The following is a 25,213-nucleotide window of genomic DNA, read 5'->3' as shown; positions in this document are numbered from 1 at the left end:
AACCGTGAACTGAAACTATGTTGAAATATCTGTTGGCTGCTATATGCCTGTTTGCTTTTAATGAAATTCATGCAACAGGCCATGATAAGATACGTGTTACGAAACTGAAATGCGAATACCAGGAAAACCCCATCGGGATCGACGAGATGAGCCCCCGTTTATCGTGGCAGCTATTGTCCGGTGAGCGGGGCGTTGTACAAACCGCTTACCGGATCCTGGTGGCAGACGATCCGGTATTGCTGGAACGTCATACCGCCAATATCTGGGATTCGAAACGCATGCCCGGTTCACAATCGGTGCAGGTGCCTTTCAGCGGAAAGAAGCTGGAAGCAGCTAAAACCTATTACTGGACGGTGCAGGTGTGGGATAACAAGGGCAACGTATCCGAGTGGAGCGAACCGGCCGCCTGGAAAATGGGACTGCCGGAGCAGCAGGACTGGCAACAGGCCCGCTGGATTGCATACGAAGATCTGCCTGGTGTGAAAGGCAATTCCGCCCGCGGAAAGGACAGGAATGTATTGCCATTGCTGCGGAAGGGATTTACCGTGAACAAGCCCGTGAAACAGGCTACCATGTTCATTTCCGGCCTTGGCCAGTTTGAATTGAGTCTCAACGGCAGGAAGGTGGGCGACCATTTCCTGGATCCGGGATGGACGCAATACGACAAGAAAACACTGTACGTTACTTTCGATGTTACGAAGCAACTCGCCCATGGCGATAATGCCGTTGGCGTGATGCTGGGAAATGGTTTCTATCACATTCCCCGGGAACGATACCATAAACTGGAAGGTACTTTCGGCTATCCTAAAATGATATGCCGTTTATATCTGGAGTATGCAGATGGCAGCAGCGAAAACCTTGTCAGCAACGACTCCTGGAAGACTGCCCCCGGGCCGGTTGCGTTCTCCAGCATCTATGGCGGGGAAGACTATAACGCTAATCTGGAACAGCCAGGCTGGGACAGTCCGCATTTTGATGAACACCAATGGAAAGCGGCTTTAACGGTAAACGGTCCGGATAACCTGCAAAGCCAGTTGGCCGATCCGCTGAAGGTAATGGACACGCTGTTGCCTGTAAAGGTTACCCAGCCTCGCCCGGGAGTATGGATATATGACCTGGGCCAGAATGCATCCGGTATCCCCGGCATAGCAGTGACCGGCAGCAAAGGCAGCACCGTAAAGATCACTCCGGGAGAGCTGGTGGCAGACGACGGAACAGTAACACAGCAAGCCTCCGGAAGCCCGTGCCTGTATAACTATACATTGAAAGGCGAAGGTGTTGAAAAATGGCATCCGGCATTTTCGTACTATGGTTTCCGTTACCTCCAGGTAGAAGGTGCCGTGCCCGCATCTGAAAGCAACCCGCAACACCTGCCTGTACTGCAGCTGGTGCAGGGATGGCATACCCGCAACGCCGCTGCTGCTGCCGGTGAGTTTACCTGTTCGAACAACTTGTTCAACAGCATCTACCAACTGATCAACTGGTCAATAAAAAGCAACATGGCCAGCGTGTTTACTGATTGTCCGCATCGGGAAAAACTGGGCTGGCTCGAAGAAGCACACCTGATGGGGAATAGTATCCAGTTTAATTTTGATGTACCCCGGCTGCTGCATAAAGTAAGCGCCGATATGAGAGAAGCCCAGCTAAGCAACGGTATGGTGCCCGATATTGCACCCGAATACGTGGTGTTTTCAGGTGGCTTCCGCGATTCGCCGGAATGGGGCAGCGCTTCGATAATCGTACCGTGGAATACATGGTTGTGGTACGGCGACAAAAAGATTCTGCAAGACAACTACGACATGATGCGCAGATATGCTGCCTACCTCAAAAGTAAAACATTGAATGACACGCTCAGCTTCGGATTGGGCGACTGGTTCGACATAGGGCCGAATGGAGTAGGAGAGTCGCAAAACACACCAAAGGGCATCACTGCCACTGCATTCTACTACTACGATCTTAGCATCCTTGCCAAAGTAGCGCAGGTATTGGGATACCCTGCTGATGCCCGTCAGTATCAGGAGCAGATGACAAAGGTAAGAGCAGCCTTCAATAAAGGGTTCTTCGATAAAGCCAGTAAGCAATACGGTACCGGAAGCCAGGCCGGTAACGCGCTGGCAGTATATATGAACCTGGTAGAGCCACCCTACAAAGAGGCAGTGGTGGCCAATATCGTCTCTGATATACAAAACAGGAATAATAGTCTTACTACCGGAGAAGTATGTTACAGCTATCTCCTTCGTGTACTGCAGGCCGCAGGCAGGTCGGATCTGATCTGGCAAATGAATGCCCGCTCCGATGTGCCTGGCTACGGTTACCAGGTGGCGCACGGCGCCACTGCACTGACAGAATCCTGGCAGGCTTACCGCTATGTATCCAACAACCACCTCATGCTCGGGCATTTGATGGAGTGGTTTTATAACGGGCTGGCAGGGATAGGTCAGGCGGAAGGCAGTACCGCATTCAAACACATTGTGATACATCCGCAACCAGTAGGGGATATTACGTTTGCCCGTGCCCGTTATGAATCCATATACGGCCTTATCAGCAGTGAATGGACTAAAGACGGCAACGGGTTAGCGCTGACCGTGGAAATACCCGCAAACACTACCGCTACGGTGTACCTGCCCGCCGGTACACCAACGGTTGATGGAAAACCCATTGGTCAGATAAAAGATGTTCGCTTTGCAGGAAAAGAGGGACGCTTTGCACTGTACAATATTGGATCGGGAACGTATCATTTTAAAGTCTCCGGAAATATTCAGTAATTAAAAAGGGCGTCTCACAAGGCGCCCTTTTTTTGAACTATCTTTGGCGCATGGATTTTGGCGCTAACTGGAAAATATATGACCAACTGGATCTTTCCCTCCCGGCCGACGAATGGGTGACGGGAAACGTATTAACCGGAGCAGCCGGCAGCACATTGCGGATTGGTACATCGGGCTGGAGCAGGAAGGAATATGCAGGTACATTATATCCCAAAGGGCTCCGTGAAGCGGACCAGCTGACGGAATACAGCCGTTTGTTCAACTGCGTGGAACTGAATGCCACACACTATAAAATATACAGCCCCGGCGATATCCGTAAATGGGTGGAGAAAACCAGGGGACGCGATTTTATGTTTTGCCCAAAGGTTCCCCAGCTGATCAGCCACCAGAGCACTTTACTCAACGCTGCCACAGAAACAACCGCTTTTATTGAAGGCATCCGGGCCTTCGGAAGCCAACTCGGACCGGTATTCCTGCAGCTAAGCGAATATTTTTCGCCAGTGCGTAAACAGAACCTGTACCGCTATCTGGAACAATTACCGGATGATATAAGATTTTATGTAGAAGTAAGACATCCCGACTGGTTCAGCAATGAAAGCGAACGCCGCGAATTTTTCGCCACCCTGCATGAGCTGGGTATAGGCGCGGTGATCACCGATACGCCCGGCCGCAGGGATTGTTTGCATGCCGGGTTAACAATACCCCACCTGTTCCTGCGCTTTGTAACCCCGGGCGGCCATTCCCTCGATATGACGCGCCTGATCACGTGGAAAGCACGTATAGAAGAATGGAAGGGTAAGGGATTGGAAGATATATACCTGTTCCTGCATGTTCATGATGGTAAATATGAAGCCGGTTTTTATCAGGAAGTTCAGCATCTTTTTGGATTAACGGCACATCAGCAAACCCAGATGAGCCTCTTTTAGCCATGTAATAAAACAGTTTTTCTATATTTTGCAGCTGGTTTGCATGCAAGAACCGGACGAATAATATCATGATACCTGCTTCGATAGATCTGTTGGAAAATATTTTACAAAGCCTGAATGGCATATTACCAGGCGATACCCAGCCATTATTTGCACTCACCAGGCGCCTGAGCCTTGAAGAAGGGGAAGTGTATATCCGCGAAGGTGATACCTCCCGTAAACTTGCATTTATAGAGCAGGGTATTATGCGGGCTTATGCCGTCAAAGAGAATGGTGACGATGCGACGCTGTTTCTCCGGTGGGAAGGGCAATTCATTGCCTCGCACGACACGATTGTGCATCAACAGCCTGCCCGCTTTATCTACCGCGCTTTGGAGCCCGTTACGCTGCTGGAAGTAGATTATGATAAACTGGATAATATACTCCGGGAACATCCGCAGTTTGAACCGCTTCGTGTACAGGTGCTGCAGCGGATGATAGGAGAGGCACTTAAAGTAGTGGAAGATTTCGTGTTGCTGTCGCCCGAAGAACGTTATCTGCAGCTCGTGGAAAAACGCCAGGATATTGTTAACCGCGTATCCGATAAATACATCGCTTCCATGCTGGGTGTTACCCCGGTATCCCTCAGCAGAATCAGGAAGCGCATTCACAGCAAGGGCCGGAAGTAGCACGGAAATTATCTTTTGTTAATTACATTTCTTATCTATTGTTAACCACGGAAGACAGGCGCTGTTGCTATTTTTGAGTCATCAAAAACCAAACAGTGCATGAACACTATTCCTGAAGCTATCGCCCATATTTTCGGCCTTTCGGCGGTAAGATATTTTTTAATTGCAGGGGTGCCCTTTGCCATATTTTATATAGCGCTGCCCTCGAAGGTAAACCGGTTGAAAATACAGCAGCGGCTGGCTACAAAGAAAGACTTCCTCCGGGAAATATGGTATTCCATGCAGAGTACGCTGGTATTTACCCTGATCTCAGTAGCCATATTGCTGACCCCATTAAGACGTTTTACACAAGTATATACTAACATCAACGATTTTCCGCTGTGGTACCTCGGCGCCACCGTGTTAATCGGACTGATTATACATGATACTTATTTCTACTGGATGCACCGGCTGTTGCATCACGATAAACTTTTCAAGCTCACCCACCTGGTGCATCATCGCAGCACTAATCCATCTCCCTGGACATCCTACAGTTTCCATTTGCTGGAAGCCGTTGCAGAAGGCCTGGTACTGGTGATACTGGTGTGTGTAATGCCGATGCATCCGCTGGGAGTGCTGCTGTTTACCATTGCGGCCTTTGGCATCAATGTATACGGGCATCTCGGATATGAACTGATGCCACGGAACTTCCGCCATAGCTGGCTGTTCGGCGTGCTGAATTCATCGGTATACCACAACCTGCATCACAGCAAATTCAAGGGGAACTATGGCTTATATTTTCGTATATGGGACAGGGTTATGGGCACCGAGCACCCTGATTATGTAAAGGAATACGACAAGATACAGTTGAGAAGGTTTGGTCCGGAAAGCGTGCCGGCCCCGGCAAAGGTGGCTGGCAACTGAAACCTTTACCGGCGCCATTTGCCCCTGATCAGGTAAAAGAGGATGTTTATCGCTGCATAAATTCCAAGTATATTCAGCACATATGCAAGGGAAGTGCTGTTAATGGCATTCCAGACACCCCAGTTATTGCCAAGAATTTCGATATTGTCGGCCGTCAGCCCATAAACCCTAACGGCCGCCTGATATTGATTCCTGTTAATAACAGCGGTATCAGCCACGGTAGCAGGCTGGTTTAACGCTGCGTTGTCCGCGAAAATAGTCAGTGTTGCGCCCGGCGGAAGTTGATCAATCCGATGATCGTAAACATAGGGAAGTCCGTTGGTTCCTGTCAATATATATAACAACTTTGATACACCACTGATCCGGAAATAATGATAGTTATTACCCCCGGAAAGGAAGGACGAGCCTGCGGGATGCACTTTTTTAACAAACGCCAGCTGGCCGGTCATATCACTAGATCCGGAAGTCACTTTCCGGAAATTGAGATAGTGTATTAGCCCAAGAACCATCAGAGCCAGGACACAAACAACTAAGCCTTTAGTTTGGGAGATCATCATCTTAATATTGGGGATTAAATTTTTTTGTTGACAGAAACCACCCAATTTTGTTGTGAAAGTTCTATTAGAACAAAAATCAAATATATATCTTTATGTTCTTCTTCAACAATTATGAGCATGAACATGAATAGAAAATGTATTATCGCCGGCCTGGTATGCTTTGCCGGCCTGGGTTTAGCGAATCCTTCCCATGTAACTGCGCAGGTATCAGCCATTAAGAACAGCACAGTGAAGGGAGGAACCCTGATCGGCCGCTGGGACATCACGGTAAATGAAAACGGGGTAGACAGGCCCTCCTGGCTGGAAGTGGAGCTCTCCGGTTTCAGAACGCTGGTAGGCCGCTTTGTCAGCACCGGTGGAAGTGCCCGGCCTATTTCCAAAGTAACGTTCAATGATAATAAATTCAGCTTCGCCATTCCACCACAATGGGAAAACGAAGACCGCGACCTGGTACTGGAAGGCAACCTGACAGATGCGGGCATCAGCGGCACTATTCAGACCAGCGACGGGCATAGCTACTCCTTCAAAGGAGTGAGGGCGCCCGACCTTGTCAGGAAATCAGCACCGGTATGGGGAAAACCCGTCAGGCTCTTCAACGGAAAAGACCTGAGCGGTTGGAAAGCAATGGGAGAGAACCAATGGATTGTAAAAGACGGTATCCTTACCAGTCCGCATTCCGGTTCTAACCTGATCTCCGAGCAGAAATTCCAGGACTTTAAACTGCATGTGGAATTCCGCTATAAAGAAGGCAGCAACAGTGGCGTATACCTGAGAGGCCGTTACGAAACACAGATCATCGATAATCCTAAAACAGATCATCCTAACAGCCATCTGTTTGGCGGTATATACGGATTCCTCGTGCCCAGCGAAATGGCGGCCCTGGGACCCAATACCTGGCAAACCTACGATATCACGCTGGTAGGCCGGATGGTAACAGTGGTAGCTAATGGTAAAACTATCATCAGCAATCAGGAAATCCCCGGTATCACCGGCGGTGCACTGGATGCTAATGAAGCTGAACCAGGTCCGATCTATTTCCAGGGAGATCATGGTCCGATCGAGTTCCGGAATATAACGATAACCGTAGCGAAATAGAGAATTAGGAATTATAAAATAACGGGGAGATAGCAAACGCGAAGATCTGCTTCGCTGCTATCTCCCCGTTATTTTATAATTCCTAACTCTTTGGTAAACCCTAGAACGGATTAAACGCAAACCATCTCACCAGCTTTTCCGTAGTACACCACACAATCCAGCCGTAAACTGTTTTACCCTTATTATTCCTAAATCCCAGCTTCATCCAGGTGCCTTTTATATCTATGGGATGGAACCGGCCTTCAAGGTAGGTATGTAATGCCCGTGGCGCATGCTGATCCGGTTGCTGGTAGCATATTACACTATCCTCCGGATAGAGGTTGAGGAAATCGCCGGCTTTACTTCGCGCAACAATGTATTCGCGCCAGGTTTTGTATACACCCGATTGTGCCCGGATGTATCCTGATTGCTCTTTTTCGTTTAGTGCTATCCGGTAGCCGTTGGGTAGCACCTTTTGCACCGGGAACCATACGTTGCCGGCAAAGCACTCGAAAGGTTGGGCATCCCCCTTATAAAAGGAGGTAGGCTCTGCGCACATGTCGCAGGTAGGGCAGTTGGTGGCTTCAATGTTGATATATCGCATCAAATGCCTGCAGGCACTGTCGGAATAAACTGGCAGTCCGGCTTTTGAGTTAACAGCCGGGCCGCAGTTAACAAGGCCTGTTGTACGCCTGTATGCTTCCTGCGCCCGGGTTGTATTGACTATGATAAAGCATAGGAGTATCCCTATGCAGCCCGCCAAAGAGTCTGTATTCCTTTTTCTCATTATCGGGTGTGTTTCAGACAATATTACGTCATTGTTTTAAATAGCCGGTAACCACTAACTGTTTAGATTCATTATATTTATGCGAATAATCTGTACTATGCATCCCAATACTGCCCGTACCATCGGAGGCCGGATAGGCTTCGTCATACAGCTGATAGCAATCATTGTAGTGGAGTTTTTTGTACTGTTGATTTCAGCGGGAGGTGACCTTGCCAATAACCTGATCTTTTTTTTGTCGGCGCAGGCAAATATTTATTTTCTTTTACTTTTTGCCCTGCTCTTGGGCCAGGCCTATTTCTTCGGGCGACTGGCTGCAGTCAGGATACTGGCGCAACCAGACCAATACGTCAAAACCGGTGTTATGTTTGCATTGCTAACATGGATCATTCCATTGGTATACATCTACCTGGTTTATTTTATTCATGAAGGGAAAAGTGCTTCCGGGGCCATCATGCAACCACCAACAATATTGATGCTGGTATCTTCCATTGTAGTATGGAGCGTAACTGTGCGGAGGATATTGGAGGAGATCAAAAAAGAAGAAGGTAAGTAATCTCCGGATATATTACCCGGAGATTATTTAATTATTTTGGCCGGTTTACTGCTATTTTAGTGTCAAATTAACAACTATATGCTCAGAGCCTTATCCTTATGCTGGTTACTGATGACAGCCGGAATCCGGCTGCAGGCGCAGGATTCCGTATATATCTTTGCCTATTTCAAAAACAATGGCCAGGATGGTTTACACCTGGCGTATAGCCATGACGGATATAACTGGAAGGCATTGAAAGGCGATAGCTCTTTTCTGGCGCCAACCGTGGGAGACGATAAACTGATGCGGGATCCCTGTATTATCCGTGGGGCCGACGGGCTTTTTCATATGGTATGGACGGTCAGCTGGAAAGAAAAAGGAATTGGGTATGCCTCTTCGCCCGACCTGTTGCACTGGTCTGCTCAGCGGGGAATAGCTGTTATGGCGCATGAGTCGGGGGCCCGCAATTGCTGGGCGCCTGAAATCACCTACGACCCGCGGCATAAGGAGTATATGATTTATTGGGCAACTACCATTCCCGGAAGGTTTGCCGCCGGTGAAACTACCGGTGATGATCATTATAATCACCGGCTTTACTATATGACCACAAAAGATTTTCAACAGTTTTCCGGGGCTAAACTGCTTTATGACCCGGGGTTTAATGTAATTGATGCTACCATCGTTCCTGATAACCGGCGTTTTATTATGTTTTTGAAAGATGAAACCCGCACACCACCTGCAAAAAATATACGCATAGCCCAAAGTCGCCGGTTGACGGGCAGTTACAGCAGTGCATCGGCGCCCATTACCGGTGCTTACTGGGCAGAAGGCCCTACAGTGTTGAGAATTGGCAACCGGCGGATCGTGTATTTCGACAGGTATATGGAACATCGCTATGGCGCAGTAACGTCAACAGATCTCAAACAATGGGAGGATATTTCGGATAAGCTTTCCATGCCGAAAGGCATCCGGCATGGCACTGTACTGACCATATCCCGGGAGGAATTTGACCGACTGAGTGGGGAGCATTGATTACTGCAGCACTACATCCATTTGGCCATGAATGATTGATCAATAAGATCTGCCGAAGATAGTTAACAAAAATTAACGTTCGCCAAAGAATCTGCTGAACCGGCCTGTAGCGGTGGACTTTATGCCTGATCTGCGATAAGAGAAAAAGTATGAAAACAGTAGTGTAACTTCTCCCGGCGTGGAGATCAGAAAAACAGTAGTATATTTATGTCTTCCTAAATAATAAGAAAAATGTTCAGAAAACCATGCCTGGCTATAGTTACTGCATTGATGTTATTGTGCGCTTTTAACAACATATCCGCTCAGGTACAACATGCCTCAGTAACAGATGTAACACCCGCTTTGCTTGACTGGACAAAACACCTCAACAGTGCAGCCGATAAATATGTGACGAAAGAAAAAGCAGAAGAACTTGGGCAGCATCTCGAATTGCTCCGGCAGGATCTGACCAGCTATATGAAAGCACGCAAGAGGCTCTCTGACAGCCTGTTCAGGAACAACATCGCTCCGGGCAAAAAAGACCCCGCCAGTCTGCAAATGCTGAAGGAAAAGATGAGTACCGTTATGCAGCGCATGAGAGATGTCACCGATCTGACAAACGATGAGCTGCGCACAGAAGGAGATAAGCTGAATGATAAAATCTACCATATCCTGTATGAAGAAGAGGGGCGTTACCCCTCTAACCTGGAAGCCTTTCTGGACGGCTTTGACGTCACAAAAAAGGATATGGCCCTCGATGCCAGTATGTGCTATCAGCGCCTCGAAGATTGTGTGAACCTGATTTCTTCTCTGTTGGATAAGGTGAACAGGTATAGAAAATAACGAATCAAAAAATCCCCGATACGGATTTAGGGGAAAACCCAACGGATATCGGCCAATCTCCTGTATCCGTTTTTTTTTTTATAATTTCAGCCTTTATTAACCCGATAGATGATATGAAGAAAAACCTCGTTCTGACGGCGCTGTTGACCAGTCTGTTACTGGCCTGCAAAGACGGCCCAGGGCCTTCGTCCGGCGTTTCCGTGATACGTGTTGAAGCACTGAACCGCGATGCAGACGTGCCGGCGCTTTATCCCCAGTTGCATTTTAGCAGCAAGTATAGCGATGAATATGAATTCAACGACGAGCGCTTTATGAGATATGCGGATATTCCCTTAGAGCGCATGGCTTTCAGCATGGACGATTCCTACGGGCATATCAAGAGTATTCATCTGGATCTTTTTCCGGTTAAGGAGGATGTTGACCGTATGAAAAAGGTACTCACAGCTGCTTATGGGCAACCAGGAGAGGATTCTACCCACGAGTTTCCATCCGATGGCGATATACAGGTCTGGAAAGGAAAGGACCGCCTGATTGGACTGCGGGTGACGAAAGACAGTACCCCGGAAGGAAAAATGAGCGCTTCCCCAAACCTTTATATCAGTTTTATCACACCCGAAGAAAATGTTCCGAATGAGTAAGTTAAATGCAATACTGGGACTCTTGTGCACCGCACTGGTAGCGGGTTGTGGCAGTTCCGGCATCAGGATAGAAAATATACATAACCTGCAACAACTGGATTCCGTGATCGCCCGGTTGCCAAAATCGCAGGTAAAGGTGGATTCGTTGCCGGTGAGAATACTTAATATTCGTATACAGGGAGATTTTAACTACTACGGTGCGCCCGTGAAAACGCTCTATGCCGAAGCCCAAAACGAGTTGCTGACACTGATACATTTCGAAACGGAAAAAGGAGCGGCGGATATTTTGAAAACACTTGAGAGCACGAATGGTATTGGCTGGAAAGAATATTCCCAAAATAATCTCAGCTGGAAAACAGACGACCAGAACATTATCTTCAATGCTGCTACATCAGGAAGTAATCTTCTCAACCTGGGCAATAAGGAAAAAGTGTTTATGAATATCGCTTTCAATCCGCCAGGGAACAGTATTACAGCCCTGAGTAAGCAGAAAACATCTACAGCAAATGCCGATAATTATCGCCTGGAGCTGAGCACCGGAGAGTCGGGATGCCGGGTATATGTAAATGGTTTTCTGGCATTGGTGAACAACCGCGCAAACGTATCGGGTCTTTCCACCGATATCAATCAATACCTCGTAAAAGGTGCCAAACAACATATCAAAGTGGAACTGATTCCCGGTAACGACTTTGATGGTAAGCCGCGTGCCCGTCTTCATAAGGAAGCGGAGGCCCGGATCAGCGTAGAAAAATGGAGTGAGCAGTCATGCATGCGAAAGAAAATATTTCAATTTCGTACGCCCGTTACCGATACCCTTGAAAGATTATCGCCACATAGCTCCAGGGCTATTCACCTGTCGGCCTATGCGGGGCAATCATCCGCTATAATCGAAAAAGACATTGAAATTCCTCCGGTGGCTGATGAGCTGCCCTGTTACAGCGAGGCTACTGATCTAAGTAATGTAACGGACCTGGAAGCCAAAGTGAAAGCGCATTACAAGCGATTGCTGGATGCTTATCAGCAGCATGATACGAAACAACTGGAGGCATTGTTGTATCCGATGGAGCAAAATTATTTCCGTGCCTATCACTTGTTCAAACCCGGAGATGGAGCGGCAGAATGGATGAGTATACTGGGGCTGGCCGCCAACGGAGTGGAATTTAAAATGGAAGATAATTCCACGCTGTATATTACGCCGGATAAGCGTTTTGCGCGACTTGTAACCAATGGCAACAACGCCATGTCCGTGCTTCATACAGAAAAAGCAGACAGCATGACACCATTGGATTATTATATTCTTATCGACAAAAACGGGCAAATGAAATTTGCGCTTAACTAACAGTCATGATGAAATTCGTTAAACCCATTGCCATATTGGCGTTGACCGTATGCTGTTCTTACGCTTGCAAAGAACGAAAACCATCTCCGGAATTGCTGGAATTCGTAAAACAATTTGATGGTAAAAATCTGGCAGAAGCTAAAACACTGCTGGAGGAGCAAAAAGAACAGGTCGACAACTTCCTGTCGTTTATAGGGAAATTCGATAAGGCAACGCCTAAGTCGTACAAAGCAGGTGAAGAAGAAGTGACTACCGCATTCCAGATTCCCGTTGCTGCTGATGTAGCCGCGCAATATACTACCTGGCTGCAACACGCCGGAATCCGCCAGCAATTCAGGTTTCCGGGTGCTGTGCTGGAGCTGGAGGCGAAGCCTGTGCTGAACGGACTTGATGAACCCACAGTCAGTACGTCGAAGATTTACTTCCACGACGGCAGTACCGATACAACGTCCAGGGCAGTGGATGGTACGTCGCGGATCCCATCTCTCAAAGTCATCGACAGCATAGCAGCTGTTGCCGCTTATAAATACCCGGTGAAAGTAGTCACACTGAAACTCGATAAGGAACACGATAAGATAGCTTATCAGGGAGGACAAATAAGGCTTAAGCAATTGAAAGATAATTTTGTGAAGATAACTTTCAGTGACAGCCTGTATCATCGCTACCTGCACGCAGAAGCGTTGAATAAGGATGGAAAGCCGCTCGATAATAGTAGCTGGAGCTCCGGTACCGGCGATGATAGTGATCCCTCTGGTGCATTGAAAAAAATGAGTAAAGTACTGAGCAGTTTTATTGCCAGGCTGGATAAGAACGGTTATAAAGATGTTAAAGCGCTGCAGGCCGATATCATGGCGAACATGCCGGATGAACTGCCTTTCGGAAATGCCCGTAACGGAGGTTATGCAGAGGGGTACTTTAAGGGTAAAATCGCTGCTGTCAATCTTTACATGAAGGATGAAGAGAAAGAGGTTTCAACGCATCTTACACTGATAAACCTGGAACCTGCACTGGCAAACCTCGTGATGGCAAAGGACGATAAAAGCGGTAATACAGGCTTTGCGGATGTTTCCGGTAAGTTTGTTATTCCGCCCACTTTTAAGAAGATGGACCAGCTGAACTCTTTCTTTTTCCACAATGAAGATTACAATGGACATTATTACTACCGGCTTGATACGGCAGAAAAAAAACTGGTGAAGATCGACTATACAGCCAATGCACTCGGACAGCAGCTGGCAGTGATCAACAAAACAGCCAACGATGGCAAGGCAGGCGCCATGAATGCAGCCGGACAAATAGTACTGCCGCCTGAGTACACCGATATCAGTTATGATGAAGCAGGCAAGGTAATACTGGCTAATAAAATCACTGAAGACGGGCCATTGATGGGCATCACCACGATATGCGATGAAAACGGACATCCCCTGTTGCCAACACCATTGTTTGTTTATGGCGGTTACAACAACGGATTGTTGCTGGTGAAAGATAAAGCTCAAAACTTCTCTTTCATTGACAACAAAGGCAGAAAAGTAATCAACCTCCCGGGGTATGATAAGGTAGAACCTTTCGCTGACGGATTGGCCAGCGTGAGAAACAAAAACGGCGACTATGGCTTTGTTGACGTGACCGGTAAGCTGGTAATTCCCTGTATATACAAGCAGGCCAACTCATTTAACCTGGGTATTGCAATGGTTACCAAAGCAGTTGGAGATCATAATGAAGTGGGGTTGATCAATACCCATCATGAAGCAATCGTACCATTTAAACCAAGTACCTTCTCCAATGAATCAGGAGAGGGCGAAACCCGGGAATATAGCATGGAGTACGGTAAGTTTGATGCACACGGAAAGAAGGTGCAGTAAAAAAGTGACGCCGGAGAACTTTCATTTCTCCGGCGGTTTTATTATTTATCTTCTTCGTCAGTGTCTTTTGTTTCTTCCAGTTTATTGTCGCTGCCTCTGCGCAGGTTCACTTTAGGAGCGCTTTGTGTACCACTAACGGTGAAGGGTATACCAAATATTCCGAATGGAGGAAGTCCGAGGCGCCCTTTCAGATTAAGCTTTCCATCGAGGCTTACCTGTCCTTCGAAACGCGGCCGGAATCCGGCAATGCGCAGCTTCGTCCTGTTAATGGTAATGATATTATTGTTGATACTGCTTTTGATATCTACCTGGGAAAGGTCCGGATCTTTTACATCATCTTTACCGGTGCTGCTGCCTACTGCATTGAGCAGTTTGAATCCTTTCAGTTTTATTTTTTTGACAGATAACACGCCACCTCCTTTCAGGGAAGGATATATAGGGCTCATGTTCTCATCGAGCTTGCCGCTAAGCGTATAATCCAGTCCTACTATACCACTGGCAGAGGAAGCGGAAGAGGCCATGTCATGAAATATTTTTATTTCATTGTAAGCTCTTTTGATATCAAATTCTTTTGCAGTGATGTGATAGTCGAAGCTGGCCCGTTTGGGCTGCAGGCTTACATAGGTGGCATCCATTTCCACCGGTGCGCCGATGATGTTAAACCCGGTTTTATTTAGTTTAAGCTTGCTGCTGTCGATCACCAGTTGTCCTTTGAAATCGTTGATGTCCATGCCCTTAAAGCGCACCTTTGCAGCCGCTGCATTTAAAGTAAGATCCAGGTTGCCGGGCACCATCACCACACCAGGGGAGGCTGAACCTGTGGCTGATGGAGCGCTGGGGGCTGAGCCGGAGCTTTTGCCGGCGCCGTTTACCATCCATTCATCCACGAGTATGAAACTGCTTTTCAGGTCAAAGGTGCCGTGCAGCGGCTGGTCTTTTTGGGTAGCATAGCCGATTACATTGCTAAGATACCCATTGAGGGTAATTTGCGATTTGCCGTAGCTGGCGTTGAATTGGTCGAACCACATTTTGTCCTGATCGAAACGGAAAACGCCATTGCTGATAAGGAACGGAAGTGGGAACAGGTCCGATAGGAGGGTGATGTCTTTGATAGTAAGTGTACCGCTGTTCTGAAGCTTACCGTACCGGCCGGCCATAGCATCGGCCTGAGAGCCGCGGAGCTGAAGGTCTGTTTTTATAAAGCCTTTCACGTCGTAGCCTTTTACTGCGAACACTTTATAGATACGTCCCAGGTCTATGATACCATTGGATGCAATATTATATTGGAGGTTATCAAAGTTGCTGAGATCGGCCTTTAATACAAACGGTTGCCCCTCAAATTCGAAAGAAACCGGTTTGAGGTTGATCCGCGTGGATTGCATAGTACCGGTGGTATTGGTAACAGCTGCGTCTATATTAATTTTTTCAATTGGTTTGGGATAGTATTTCGTTTGTACGGTACCGTTATTCATCTTCAAAGTGGCGGTGGTAACAGGAAACAGCCGTTTAGAGGGAAGATAGGTGCCTTTGGTATCAATGTTCATCGTCAGATCGCCATTGACATCGATGCTGTCCATCGGGTACACTTTCCTGAGATCGCTCAGATGCAACACCGACGCCAGTTTGCCGTCTATGAGCGGCGCCTGCGCATTGCTGACCCGCAGATATCCTTTGATATAGTTGCTCAGCATATTGGCGTTGATATCCTCTATATTGAAATACGTGTGGGTGTAGTTGCCATCCGGGCACGACGCATGAACGTTGAAACCAATGTTATTGACGCTACCAGGCATGGCGCCCAATTTGAAATATCCGTCGCGCAGGGTGGCGTCAAAATTAAATACCGGAATACTGGTAATCACGGTATCTGCGTGTTTGTGCAGATTCCCTTTATAAACAACTCCTTTGGCATATTTACCATCAGCCTGCAAATGCGCTTTGAATCTTCCTTTCAGGTCTATTGTTTTTAAGCCAACCGCTTTATTCCATTTATCCAGGTCTATATCGGTATTCATCTTCATATGAATTTCCGGTGTATTAAGGCCCCGGATGCGGATGACGGAGCTGAAATAATCTTTATCGATGTTGAAGAAGATGGAATCCACATTTACATAGAGGCTGTCGGTGTTCAGTTGTGCGAGTTTCGACTGGAAGTTCAGGAACAGGTTTTTCACCGGCGCCGGCGCTTTATCATTGGTGATCACACCATCCCGTACCTTCATATTGAACGTCAGATCCGGCATGGTATTGCTGGCGGCCAGGTATTCCCCGATGAGGGAGGCGTTTACATCGGCCTTACCGCTGATGTTCATGTGCTCTGCCCATCCGGCATATTCCGGTGGGAGGGCGCCAAAAATGGCATGCAGCTCCGATTCCCGGGAGCTGAGCCGGAAGTCCATCCGGTAGCCGTTTTTCAGGAACCCGAAAGAGCCGTTTAGCCGTACTGGCAGTTCATTTATTTTCAGATCGTTTCGTTCAAAAACGAAATCTAGCGAGTTGGTATTGATCTTCGTGATCAGCTCTCCTTTCAGCTTTTTCTTCAGGATATACGGAGTCCTGGCATAACTCAGATCAAATGAACCAATGCTGATCTTAGAATAAAGATCAAACTGTGCTTTCGCAAGGTCTCCTTTACCGAGGTAGTTGACGTCCATGGCCTGGATATACATGGGTACCGACTGATCGTCATAAACGATGTTGCAGTGATCCAGCTGTATACGTTCTATCTTCATTGTAGCGCTGCCACTATCTTTTTTTTGCGGCGTGGCAGAAGGCGGACCGGATTTATAAACGTTGTAGTTAGGATGCCCTGCTGTATCGACCAACACATGAATATTGCCTTTAGTCAGGTATATTTCATCGATATTAATGGAATTCGAAAATACGCTGGAGAGATTAATACCGAGGGCTACTTCTTTGGCAGCTATCAGCGTATCTTTCTCAAAAGGCGCGGCGCCTTTCAGGCTGAAGTCGTACAAAGTGAGTGTGAGCGCGGGAAAATGATTGAAAAACGATAGCCTTGCCCGCGAAAAATTAAGATCGCCGGTAATACTGTTATTCGTCCAGGTCTTGATCTTATTTGATACCGTTGTAGGGAAAAGAATAGGCAACAAAAACAACAATAAGATAATAGTAGCAACGGATATGGAAAAAATCTTTAATGCCTTTAAGGCAATTTTCTTGATAGTTACACTACGCATGAAAACTAGCGCATTTGATGGTTATCCTCCACCTGCATAGCCCTTACAGACCTATGTATTAGGAGAAAAAATTATACCTGATGAAATGAGTGATTACGGTGTAAAGATAGGGTTTTAAGAAATAAGAATAGGGAATGTGGAATTAAGAATGAAGAGCGAAGACCTAAGCGATTATTATTATCCGCTTAGGTCTTCGCTCTTCATTCTTAATTCCACATTCCCTATTCTTATTTCTCACTTAATATTCAGTTCATATCTCCTCCTTAAGTTTGCCTCCGGATATGGAAAAGCTATCGGACCACGGGTTGTTGCTACTGATTCGGAAGGGAAATCATGCTGCTTTCACTGTACTGGTAAACAGGTATTGGGAAGAGATGTATACTTATGTCAGGGGCCGGATAAAGCAGGGAGTGGATGCGCAGGATATTGTACAGGATATTTTTATTAGTTGCTGGAACAACCGGGAACGGCTATACGCCGCCGAAAACGGCCGGTTTACTGCTTATCTTTATCAGGCGGCCCGCTATGCAATTATAGATTACTTTTCGAAACCTGGTATTACTGTTTACAATGATATTTTGCTGGAAGCAGCAGAAAGCAGGCAGATGGAGAATAATTCCGAAGCGAGGATATACCTGAAAGAGCTGGAACAACACTTGCGCCAGGAGGTAGAGCAGCTGCCGGAACGATTGAAGATTCCTTATTTACTTAGCAGGGAAGCGAATCTCAGCATGAAAGATATAGCGAGGAAAATGTCGCTTTCCGAACAGACTGTAAAAAACAATATTACCCTCGCCCTTCATATCTTACGGACGCGCCTGCACGAAAATGAACATTATCTGGGAGTATTGATGCTGTTGCTGGCTATACCGTCTTACAATGAGTTAATAATTCCATAACATAGTTTTGAAGTACCTGTATCCATCAGCGGAGATTATATCGTTGTATGGGTCATCAACAGGAATCTGATAATAATATAAAGGTGCTGCTGCAGCGATATCTGCAGGGCACTGCCACCGCCGAGGAAAAGAAGCGGGTGGAATATTGGTATAGTACACTCAGCGATCAGCCACCAGTCCGGCTATCGCCTGAGGAAAGAGAAGTACTCAGGCAGTCCGTCATCTCCGGCATATTACAAAAAACAACACCGGTACGGGCAGCACACCGGAAATGGATCCGATATGCCGCTGCTGTACTGTTGCTCGTAGGCGCTGGTAGCGTCATGTATACCTATTACAGTCGCATGACTGCACCCACACTCATCTCCGCAGCCAACGGAAGCACACGAAGTATAATACTACCCGACAGCAGCCGGGTGATGCTGAACGCCGGCAGTACCCTGCAAATCCCCGCCGGCTTCGGCCGGAAGGAGAGGACGCTCACGCTGAGCGGAGAAGCTTTTTTTGACGTCAGGCGCGATCCTGTTCATCCCTTTACCATACATCATGGTAACCTCACTACTACCGTTCTCGGAACTACTTTCGATATACGGGCCTATCCCGGCGATGAAAATGTAAAAGTAGCTGTGGCCAGCGGCCGGGTACAGGTAGATATAGCAGGAGCAGCCACCAGGCGCTTTCTGCTGGAACACCACGAAACACTTCAATACAACATTTCCGGCGGCGATGCGCATAAAGGCCGGGAAGATACCGCCAGAATAGGGCTGTGGCAAAAGCAGGTGCTGGATTTTAACGGGTATACCCTGTCGGGTATGGTAGCCGAGCTGCAACGTCAATATCCTGTCAACCTGCAACTATATACTACTCCCGCAGATACTTCACATTACAGTATCGTTTTCCATCGGGAAAAAATCGACGATATCCTCCGGGTGCTGACCAGTCTTACCAGCATGACCTATAAACAAACAAAAGATAAGATCATCATTTACAGTAAAACCTATGCAAAGTAATATGTAATCAAAAAAAGAAAACCGGAAGTGCTACCAACACCTCCGGCTTGTACCTGCGCCCAATGAAGGGGGCAGCATTTTTAACGGCTTGTGTAACATTAAAAACATCACAAAAATGAGAAAATTTTACGCTGGTTGTATCAGACCAGTCAAAACTCTTTTTTCTTTAAAAATGAGACTAGCACTCTTTTTCGCATTCCTTTCCACCTCTATGGCTTCGGCGGCTCATATCGACGGGCAGTCGATGAACAAAGTCAGAGTGGATATTAATGCCAGGGAATTACCCATGAAAAAGGTATTGCAGATGATCGAGAAGCAATCTGATTTCAGCATCGGGTACGATCTCAGCGCTATTCCGGCCGATAGTAAGATCAGCTATACGGCTTCCGGAAAAACAGTAGCTATGGTACTGAAAGACCTGTTAAGTTCTTTCCCTGTTGATATTGTACAGGTGAGCGACAAATACCTGCTGATACAGCCCAATGGGCAGCAGCAGAACATCAGGATCTCCGGCCGGGTAACCGATAACAGAACCAAAGAACCTTTGCCGGGCGTGAGTATCAGCATCAAGGGTACTTCCGCCGGCACCCAAACAGATGTGGATGGCCGGTTTTCGCTGGGATTTCCCGCTAATAAGGAAGAAGTGACGTTGGTAGTATATTTCCTGGGATTTAAAAAAACAGAGCAGCTGTTGAAAAAAGGTAACAGTAGCGACATCGCTATACAACTCGATGAAGACAGGCTTGGGCTCGATGAAGTGGTGGTGACAGGGCAGGGCGCCGATATCTCCCGTCGCCGCCTGTCGTCCAATATCGTGAGCATCGGCGCCCGGGATATTGAAGATGCCCCTGCAGCACGACTCGATCAGCTGCTGCAATCGCGCTTACCCAATGCGCAGATCAAGCTCACGGGTGGCCAGGCGGGTGCCACTTCTCTCATCCGTGCGCGGGGTGTTAACTCTGCGTTTATAAACTCTACGCCGATCATTTACGTAGACGGGGTAAGGATGGATAACCTCAACACCGTTTCTGCATTAGGCGGCGGAAGTGCACAGGGCGCGGCTGTCAGCGCTATTGCCGATATCCCGATGGATAATATCGATAAGATAGAATACATCAACGGTGGTGCTGCTACTACGCTCTACGGTTCGGATGCTGCCAATGGGGTGATCCAGATTTTTACAAAGAAAAACGGAGCCGGTACTACTGCTGTTAACGCGGAAACTCAAATGGGAGTGGAAGTACCCACTACCGATTTCCTTCACTTCAAGCGTACCAAAGAACTGTTGATGCAGAATGGGCTCTATCAGAAACATCATATAGGTGTTAACGGTGGTCAGGATAATTTCGGATATAGTTTCTCCGGTAATTATCTTAATGCACAGGGTACAGAGATATTTAATCAGAACAGGAACCGCAAAATCGATTTCAGCACGGGTTTCCGGGCAGGGCTTGGCACAAAGGTAACTTACGAAAGCTCTTTCACCTACGTCAACAATAAATACAAACGTAACCGCAATGGTAACCAGGGCGGCTATACGGGGTTATGGTTTACAGAAAGCGGCGCTTCTTCCATCACCGGACCAAGATTCAATCCTGATATCGATAACCTGTCCGACGCCGATTTTCAGAAAATGAAAGCTTATGTACGTGAGGCAGAACGCCTGCAGGATAACGATATTACAGTTAACAGGTTCCAGACCTCACAGTCGTTCAAATACCGCCCGTTGAAAAACCTGGTATTCAAAGCCACCGGAGGGATCGACTATCGCGTGCAGAAAAACCAGGTGATCACTACCAATCAGTACCTGACTGCTACCAGCGGCAACCAGATCAGGAACCAGGGTAGCATCGCAAACAACGACCGTAAATACCTGGGCATTACGCTCGAATTAAACGGACAGCATGAGTGGAAAACAGGCCAGTTCTCATTTGTGACCACGGCAGGTACGCAGTTCTTCCGCAATGAAGATCAGCAGATCGCCTACACCGGAAACAATATCCGCGATGGCGCCCGCAATATTAAAGAAGCTGCTACCAAAACAAGTGATGAGTTCTATCTCGAAGTAGTCAATTATGGCATATACCTCCAGGAAAATATCGGGTTTAAAAATAAACTGTTCCTGGATCTGGGTATACGTGGTGATGGTAATCCGGCATTTGGCCGCAACATTGGTATTCAGTACTACCCGAAAGTTGGCTTTTCTTATATCCCCAGCGCAGAGCCCTGGTTCGAAGGTGTGTCGCATGTGGTGTCGTCCGCTAAACTGCGCGGCGGATTTGGTATTGCCGGTAATTTGCCTCCCGCTTTTTCTAATGAAAGAACGATTGCATCGTTGGGCTATAACAACGACCTGGCCGCATTTTTCGGACAACCGGGAAATGATAACCTAAAGCCGGAAAAAACACGTACGCTGGAAGCCGCACTGGACTTAGGGTTTATTAAAGACCACCTGTTGCTCTCTGCCGGGTATTATAACGCCGTCACTACCGATGCACTCTTTTATGTGCCGCCGACACCCTCTACCGGTCAATCGGTATCACAATTGTACAACGTTGGCAAGATCCTTAACCGGGGCTGGGAATTCAGTATCACGGCCATTCCGGTGGAAACAAAAAATTTCTCATTGCGATTGAATGCTTCCCTGAATACACTCTTTAATAACGTTGAAAGTGCAGGAGGTGTGGCGCCTTTCAATCTCAATGGTTTCAGCGCCAGAACAATCCAGACGGTGGTGCAGGAAGGTAATCCTGTTGGGTTCCTGCGCGGATACTACGGTGTATTCGGTCCGGATGGCGTGTTGAAAACTTCCACGGCACAACAGAACCTGGGTACTACTATCCCCAATCTGTTCGGTAGCCTGGGACTGAATATCCGTTACAAACAGTTCACCTTCTTCGCTAACGGCGACTATCAGAAAGGCGCTTATGCCAACTCATTCGATCGTCAGTTCCGCTTCTACTATGGCGTGGATAACGAAGGTGTTCCTCAGGGAGAAATCGATAAGAACAAACGCAGCAACTGGTTGAACTTTACCAATATGTTCACGGAAAAAACAGATTATATCAAGATCCGCCTGATCGGATGCAGCTATAACTGGAAACCAGGAATGTTCAACAAAGTGATCAAGTCGGCCACTGTTGGATTCTCTGCCGTGAATCCGCTCAACTTCGCATCTTCTTCCTTTGATCCGGAAGCCACCATCAGCGGCAGTGCCCAGGGCCAGGGCGGCGCTACCACAGGCGGCATTTCCTATGCTACTTATTCTGCACCCCGGCAGTTCTTAGGCACCTTACGTTTAAATTTCTAAATATGATAGTCATGAAAAGATATATATCCGCAGTGTTGCTATTGGCCGTTATGGCGCTGGACAGCTGCTCCGTATTGAATCCGAATGTTACAGAACCGGATTTCCTTGCCCGGCCCAATGCAGCCGCCAGCTGGATTGTGGGCCTGCGCCGGCAGCTGGCGCTTACCATGAACCAGGTGGTGGTATCATCAGAGCTGGTATCAGATAATTATTATAATAACCGTACGCTGAGCAGTAAGGTATTTGATATTCCGCAAATCGATTATTTCGATCTCGATGTGAACAACATGCAGGTGCAGGTGCAGCGGCTGCGTGAGATGTCGGAATACGGACTGGCAAAAGTATTGCCTGCCGATCCGTCTGCTACGGCTATGGATTCAGCGGAAGTATATTTCAGCTGTGCCTTTGCACACCTCCTCAGCGGGGAACTGTTTGTAGGGCTGCCGGGCAGCGGTAATGGCCCGGTACTGGCGCCTGCGGAACATTTGCAGATCGCCATTGGTCAGCTCAACAAAGCCATTGCACTCAGTACGAAGCCGGAGGAAACTGCGGCTTATACATTGCTGAAAGCCAGGGCGTATTACTCCCTCGGTGATGTGGCGAATGCCGCAAAGCTGGCTACTGCTGCCACGGCGAATAACACATTGCTGCGTCAGGTGAAATACGACGGATTAAACGGCGTATCGAATGATATGCAAACCTATCTCTTCTCCTCTGTCAACAATGAGTTCGCACCCTTACCGCGACTGGATTTTCTGGATCCTAAATACTTTCACGTAGGGCTGGCGGAAAGCGATCAGAAACCTGTTACCATCGTGAAAGCAGAAGAAGCGTGGCTGATCCTCGCGGAAACCCAGATTGCCGGTGCCGACCTGAATACAGCCAGGAATACGCTGAAGCAACTGCTGAAGATTGTTGCCAACCGCCCTGTGGTAATGCTGGATGATAAGAACGAAACGCGTAACGGTGGTAACAGGAAAGACTATCCCTTAACAGCCGTAAAAGTAAAATTTGATGCTGCAGACTCTCTTCGCAGCAACTATGTGCTGAACCGTCAGGCAGGTAACATCAAAGCCTATACGATTTCGGGCACGATGGTTACCGACAATGACCTGGATGCGGCCGTAACGGAAGATCAGCTGTTGTATATACTGTATCGCCTGCGCCAGGAGATATTCATGGCAGAAGGGCGCCGAATGACAGATCTGGGCATTAAGTTCCCCGTGTCGCAGACGGAGCAGCTGAATAACCCGAATGTAAAACCGGAGCACCTGAAAGCGCAGATACCAGCCTTCATTCCGCTGAACAGGGGCATGGACGACTTTACGTACGATAAGGCCGCTGGTGTGGTAACGATGAAGTACGACATGAACGCCGTGCTGGTGAAGAATAAGCACGCAAAGGAAATCTTCCCCTTCATTAATTAAAAAAGAGCAATGAAAAGAATTGTTTTATTCGTATGTGCGTTACTGTTATCAGTAACGCACATCATGGCACAACACGCGAAATATGTAATACTGATCAGCATAGATGGCTTCCGGCCCGATTTCTATCTCGATAAATCATGGCCGGCGCCTAACATGCAGCACCTGAAAGAGAATGGTGTACATGCCACGGGCGTGAGAGGTATTTTTCCTACGATTACGTATCCATCCCATACTACCCTGATCACCGGTGTGATGCCTGCCAGGCATGGCATCTGCTATAATACTCCTTTTGAACCTGCAGGAGCGAGCGGCCGCTGGAACTCTGAATCGAAATTGATCAAAGCCGAAACATTATGGGATGCGGTGGGTAAAGCCGGAATGATATCTGCATCTGTTTCCTGGCCCGTATCTGTGGGTGCTCCGGTCAATTACAATATACCGGAAACGTTTTCGCTTAGCAATCCGGCCGACCGCCGCGCGCCTACCAGCGAGCAGTCTACCCCGAAAGGATTGTTTGAAGAAGTACAACGCTATGCCACAGGAGAGTTACAATCCACCGATATGAATCTTCGCTACCTGGGTATGAACGAAACGCTGAGCAGAATGGCTGCTTACCTGATTGGACGTTACAAGCCTAACCTGTTAACCGTGCACCTGCCTTGTACAGATGAAGTACAGCACAGAGTAGGGCGGGAGGGACTGGAAGTAGCTACCGCGGTGGCAGCAGCAGACCATGGCATCGGCACTATACTGGAAGCCATAGAAAAAGCTGGTATCAGCGATAGTACCGCCGTAATTGTAACCGGCGATCATGGTTTTGTGGACATTCACACCTCTCTTGCGCCCAATGTTTGGCTGGCACAAAAAGGCCTTGCTGGAACAAAAGATAATCCGGGCAGCTGGAAAGCCCTGTTCCACAGCGGCGGCGGATCCACTTTCCTGAAACTGAAAGACAGGAATGATCAACAAACCCTGCAACAGGTTAAAGCCATGCTCAATGAGTTACCGGAAGGAATCCGCAAACAGTTCAGGATCATAGAGCAGCCTGCCCTTTCAAAAACGGGCGCGGACCCGGATGCAGTGCTGGCGCTTGCTGCTGTGCAGGGCATCGCGTTCTCAGCTGCAAAGGAGGGCGACGCGGTTAAAAAGTCCAATGGAGGCGCACATGGGTACTATCCTGATTTCAGAGAAATACAAACCGGTTTTATCGCTTGCGGTGCTGGTCTGGAGAAGAACATCACGGTACCACAGCTTGGCCTGGAAGACGTTGCGCCGTTAGTAGCAAAGCTATTAGGCATAACGTTAAAACAGGCGGATGGCGTGGTGTACCCGGGATTAATTAAGAAATAGGAATGAAGAATTAAGAATGAGAGCGAAGATTGTAAACGCAAAAAACAAATCCGCGTTTACAATCTTCGCTCTCATTCTTAATTCTTCATTCCTATTTCTTAATTTTTTAATTGTA

General features: G+C 47.7%; 19 protein-coding genes. 16 read left to right on the top strand and 3 right to left on the bottom strand.

Annotated elements, in window-relative coordinates; genetic code table 11:
* Positions 1 to 17 precede the first annotated feature (17 nt).
* From UNH61_RS14645 to UNH61_RS14630, 4 genes are all read left to right on the top strand, one after another.
* Complete coding sequence (locus tag UNH61_RS14645; RefSeq protein ID WP_326992698.1) at positions 18 to 2,765, top strand: family 78 glycoside hydrolase catalytic domain; 2,748 nt, start codon at positions 18 to 20, stop codon at positions 2,763 to 2,765.
* A gap of 50 nt (positions 2,766 to 2,815) precedes the next feature.
* Positions 2,816 to 3,691: a DUF72 domain-containing protein gene (locus tag UNH61_RS14640; RefSeq protein WP_326992697.1), complete on the top strand. Its 876-nt coding sequence runs from the start codon at positions 2,816 to 2,818 to the stop codon at positions 3,689 to 3,691.
* 68 nt (positions 3,692 to 3,759) lie between these two features.
* Complete coding sequence (locus tag UNH61_RS14635) at positions 3,760 to 4,359, top strand: Crp/Fnr family transcriptional regulator (protein ID WP_326992696.1); 600 nt, start codon at positions 3,760 to 3,762, stop codon at positions 4,357 to 4,359.
* Between the two features lie 99 nt (positions 4,360 to 4,458).
* Positions 4,459 to 5,262, top strand: a complete 804-nt coding sequence (locus UNH61_RS14630) for a sterol desaturase family protein (protein ID WP_326992695.1) — start codon at positions 4,459 to 4,461, stop codon at positions 5,260 to 5,262.
* Positions 5,263 to 5,267: 5 nt separating this feature from the next.
* Here UNH61_RS14630 and UNH61_RS14625 read toward each other — a convergent pair whose 3' ends face one another.
* Complete coding sequence (locus UNH61_RS14625) at positions 5,268 to 5,732, bottom strand: hypothetical protein (protein ID WP_326992694.1); 465 nt, start codon at positions 5,730 to 5,732, stop codon at positions 5,268 to 5,270.
* A 204-nt stretch (positions 5,733 to 5,936) separates the two neighbouring features.
* Between UNH61_RS14625 and UNH61_RS14620 the strand changes: the two genes are divergently transcribed.
* Complete coding sequence (locus UNH61_RS14620; protein ID WP_326992693.1) at positions 5,937 to 6,914, top strand: DUF1080 domain-containing protein; 978 nt, start codon at positions 5,937 to 5,939, stop codon at positions 6,912 to 6,914.
* 100 nt (positions 6,915 to 7,014) lie between these two features.
* Here the strand turns inward: UNH61_RS14620 and UNH61_RS14615 are convergent, their stop codons facing one another.
* The gene (locus tag UNH61_RS14615; protein ID WP_326992692.1) at positions 7,015 to 7,680 is read right to left on the bottom strand and encodes a hypothetical protein; all 666 of its coding nucleotides are present in this window, start codon (positions 7,678 to 7,680) and stop codon (positions 7,015 to 7,017) included.
* A 97-nt stretch (positions 7,681 to 7,777) separates the two neighbouring features.
* On the opposite strand from UNH61_RS14615, the gene UNH61_RS14610 reads away from it, so the two are divergent.
* The 6 genes from UNH61_RS14610 to UNH61_RS14585 all read left to right on the top strand — a co-directional run bounded on the left by UNH61_RS14610 (position 7,778) and on the right by UNH61_RS14585 (position 13,902).
* The gene (locus UNH61_RS14610) at positions 7,778 to 8,233 is read left to right on the top strand and encodes a hypothetical protein (protein WP_326992691.1); all 456 of its coding nucleotides are present in this window, start codon (positions 7,778 to 7,780) and stop codon (positions 8,231 to 8,233) included.
* 78 nt (positions 8,234 to 8,311) lie between these two features.
* A complete protein-coding gene (locus UNH61_RS14605) occupies positions 8,312 to 9,244 on the top strand; it encodes a glycoside hydrolase family 43 protein (protein ID WP_326992690.1) in 933 nt (310 codons plus the stop codon).
* A gap of 231 nt (positions 9,245 to 9,475) precedes the next feature.
* Positions 9,476 to 10,066, top strand: a complete 591-nt coding sequence (locus UNH61_RS14600) for a hypothetical protein (protein WP_326992689.1) — start codon at positions 9,476 to 9,478, stop codon at positions 10,064 to 10,066.
* A 113-nt stretch (positions 10,067 to 10,179) separates the two neighbouring features.
* Positions 10,180 to 10,704 (top strand): hypothetical protein, encoded by a 525-nt coding sequence (locus tag UNH61_RS14595; protein ID WP_326992688.1) that lies wholly within the window; start codon positions 10,180 to 10,182, stop codon positions 10,702 to 10,704.
* Positions 10,697 to 12,043 (top strand): hypothetical protein, encoded by a 1,347-nt coding sequence (locus UNH61_RS14590; protein WP_326992687.1) that lies wholly within the window; start codon positions 10,697 to 10,699, stop codon positions 12,041 to 12,043. Before UNH61_RS14595 ends, UNH61_RS14590 begins: the two co-directional genes overlap by 8 nt.
* Before the next feature lie 5 nt (positions 12,044 to 12,048).
* Positions 12,049 to 13,902: a WG repeat-containing protein gene (locus UNH61_RS14585; protein ID WP_326992686.1), complete on the top strand. Its 1,854-nt coding sequence runs from the start codon at positions 12,049 to 12,051 to the stop codon at positions 13,900 to 13,902.
* A 41-nt stretch (positions 13,903 to 13,943) separates the two neighbouring features.
* On the opposite strand, the gene UNH61_RS14580 is transcribed toward UNH61_RS14585, so the two are convergent.
* Entirely contained in the window at positions 13,944 to 17,102 is a 3,159-nt protein-coding gene (locus tag UNH61_RS14580; protein WP_326992685.1) for an AsmA-like C-terminal region-containing protein, read from the bottom strand.
* 281 nt (positions 17,103 to 17,383) lie between these two features.
* Here UNH61_RS14580 and UNH61_RS14575 point away from each other — a divergent pair, with 281 nt between their 5' ends.
* The 5 genes from UNH61_RS14575 (at position 17,384) to UNH61_RS14555 (ending at position 25,098) form a co-directional block, all read left to right on the top strand.
* The gene (locus tag UNH61_RS14575; RefSeq protein WP_326992684.1) at positions 17,384 to 18,001 is read left to right on the top strand and encodes a sigma-70 family RNA polymerase sigma factor; all 618 of its coding nucleotides are present in this window, start codon (positions 17,384 to 17,386) and stop codon (positions 17,999 to 18,001) included.
* Between the two features lie 47 nt (positions 18,002 to 18,048).
* Positions 18,049 to 19,011, top strand: coding sequence for a FecR domain-containing protein (locus tag UNH61_RS14570; protein WP_326992683.1), 963 nt, complete (start codon positions 18,049 to 18,051; stop codon positions 19,009 to 19,011).
* Positions 19,012 to 19,183: 172 nt separating this feature from the next.
* Complete coding sequence (locus tag UNH61_RS14565) at positions 19,184 to 22,321, top strand: TonB-dependent receptor (RefSeq protein WP_326992682.1); 3,138 nt, start codon at positions 19,184 to 19,186, stop codon at positions 22,319 to 22,321.
* 11 nt (positions 22,322 to 22,332) lie between these two features.
* Positions 22,333 to 23,748, top strand: a complete 1,416-nt coding sequence (locus UNH61_RS14560; RefSeq protein WP_326992681.1) for a hypothetical protein — start codon at positions 22,333 to 22,335, stop codon at positions 23,746 to 23,748.
* A gap of 9 nt (positions 23,749 to 23,757) precedes the next feature.
* Positions 23,758 to 25,098, top strand: coding sequence for an ectonucleotide pyrophosphatase/phosphodiesterase (locus tag UNH61_RS14555; RefSeq protein WP_326992680.1), 1,341 nt, complete (start codon positions 23,758 to 23,760; stop codon positions 25,096 to 25,098).
* Positions 25,099 to 25,213: the final 115 nt, after the last annotated feature.

Origin of the sequence: Chitinophaga sp. 180180018-3, assembly GCF_037893185.1 — a bacterium.
In the GTDB taxonomy this organism is placed as follows: domain Bacteria; phylum Bacteroidota; class Bacteroidia; order Chitinophagales; family Chitinophagaceae; genus Chitinophaga.
This window is presented reverse-complemented; position numbering and strand designations above follow the sequence as displayed.

Excerpts from the sequence above, each read along its gene's own strand:
- UNH61_RS14640 (WP_326992697.1), top strand. The coding sequence starts at position 2,816 with ATGGATTTTGGCGCTAACTGGAAAATATATGACCAACTGGATCTTTCC.
- UNH61_RS14590 (WP_326992687.1), top strand. The coding sequence starts at position 10,697 with ATGAGTAAGTTAAATGCAATACTGGGACTCTTGTGCACCGCACTGGTA.
- UNH61_RS14645 (WP_326992698.1), top strand. The coding sequence starts at position 18 with ATGTTGAAATATCTGTTGGCTGCTATATGCCTGTTTGCTTTTAATGAA.
- UNH61_RS14610 (WP_326992691.1), top strand. The coding sequence starts at position 7,778 with ATGCATCCCAATACTGCCCGTACCATCGGAGGCCGGATAGGCTTCGTC.
- UNH61_RS14595 (WP_326992688.1), top strand. The coding sequence starts at position 10,180 with ATGAAGAAAAACCTCGTTCTGACGGCGCTGTTGACCAGTCTGTTACTG.
- UNH61_RS14630 (WP_326992695.1), top strand. The coding sequence starts at position 4,459 with ATGAACACTATTCCTGAAGCTATCGCCCATATTTTCGGCCTTTCGGCG.
- UNH61_RS14635 (WP_326992696.1), top strand. The coding sequence starts at position 3,760 with ATGATACCTGCTTCGATAGATCTGTTGGAAAATATTTTACAAAGCCTG.
- UNH61_RS14570 (WP_326992683.1), top strand. The coding sequence starts at position 18,049 with ATGGGTCATCAACAGGAATCTGATAATAATATAAAGGTGCTGCTGCAG.
- UNH61_RS14600 (WP_326992689.1), top strand. The coding sequence starts at position 9,476 with ATGTTCAGAAAACCATGCCTGGCTATAGTTACTGCATTGATGTTATTG.
- UNH61_RS14605 (WP_326992690.1), top strand. The coding sequence starts at position 8,312 with ATGCTCAGAGCCTTATCCTTATGCTGGTTACTGATGACAGCCGGAATC.
- UNH61_RS14615 (WP_326992692.1), bottom strand. The coding sequence starts at position 7,680 with ATGAGAAAAAGGAATACAGACTCTTTGGCGGGCTGCATAGGGATACTC.
- UNH61_RS14585 (WP_326992686.1), top strand. The coding sequence starts at position 12,049 with ATGATGAAATTCGTTAAACCCATTGCCATATTGGCGTTGACCGTATGC.
- UNH61_RS14580 (WP_326992685.1), bottom strand. The coding sequence starts at position 17,102 with ATGCGTAGTGTAACTATCAAGAAAATTGCCTTAAAGGCATTAAAGATT.
- UNH61_RS14620 (WP_326992693.1), top strand. The coding sequence starts at position 5,937 with ATGAACATGAATAGAAAATGTATTATCGCCGGCCTGGTATGCTTTGCC.
- UNH61_RS14560 (WP_326992681.1), top strand. The coding sequence starts at position 22,333 with ATGAAAAGATATATATCCGCAGTGTTGCTATTGGCCGTTATGGCGCTG.
- UNH61_RS14555 (WP_326992680.1), top strand. The coding sequence starts at position 23,758 with ATGAAAAGAATTGTTTTATTCGTATGTGCGTTACTGTTATCAGTAACG.
- UNH61_RS14565 (WP_326992682.1), top strand. The coding sequence starts at position 19,184 with ATGAGACTAGCACTCTTTTTCGCATTCCTTTCCACCTCTATGGCTTCG.
- UNH61_RS14575 (WP_326992684.1), top strand. The coding sequence starts at position 17,384 with ATGGAAAAGCTATCGGACCACGGGTTGTTGCTACTGATTCGGAAGGGA.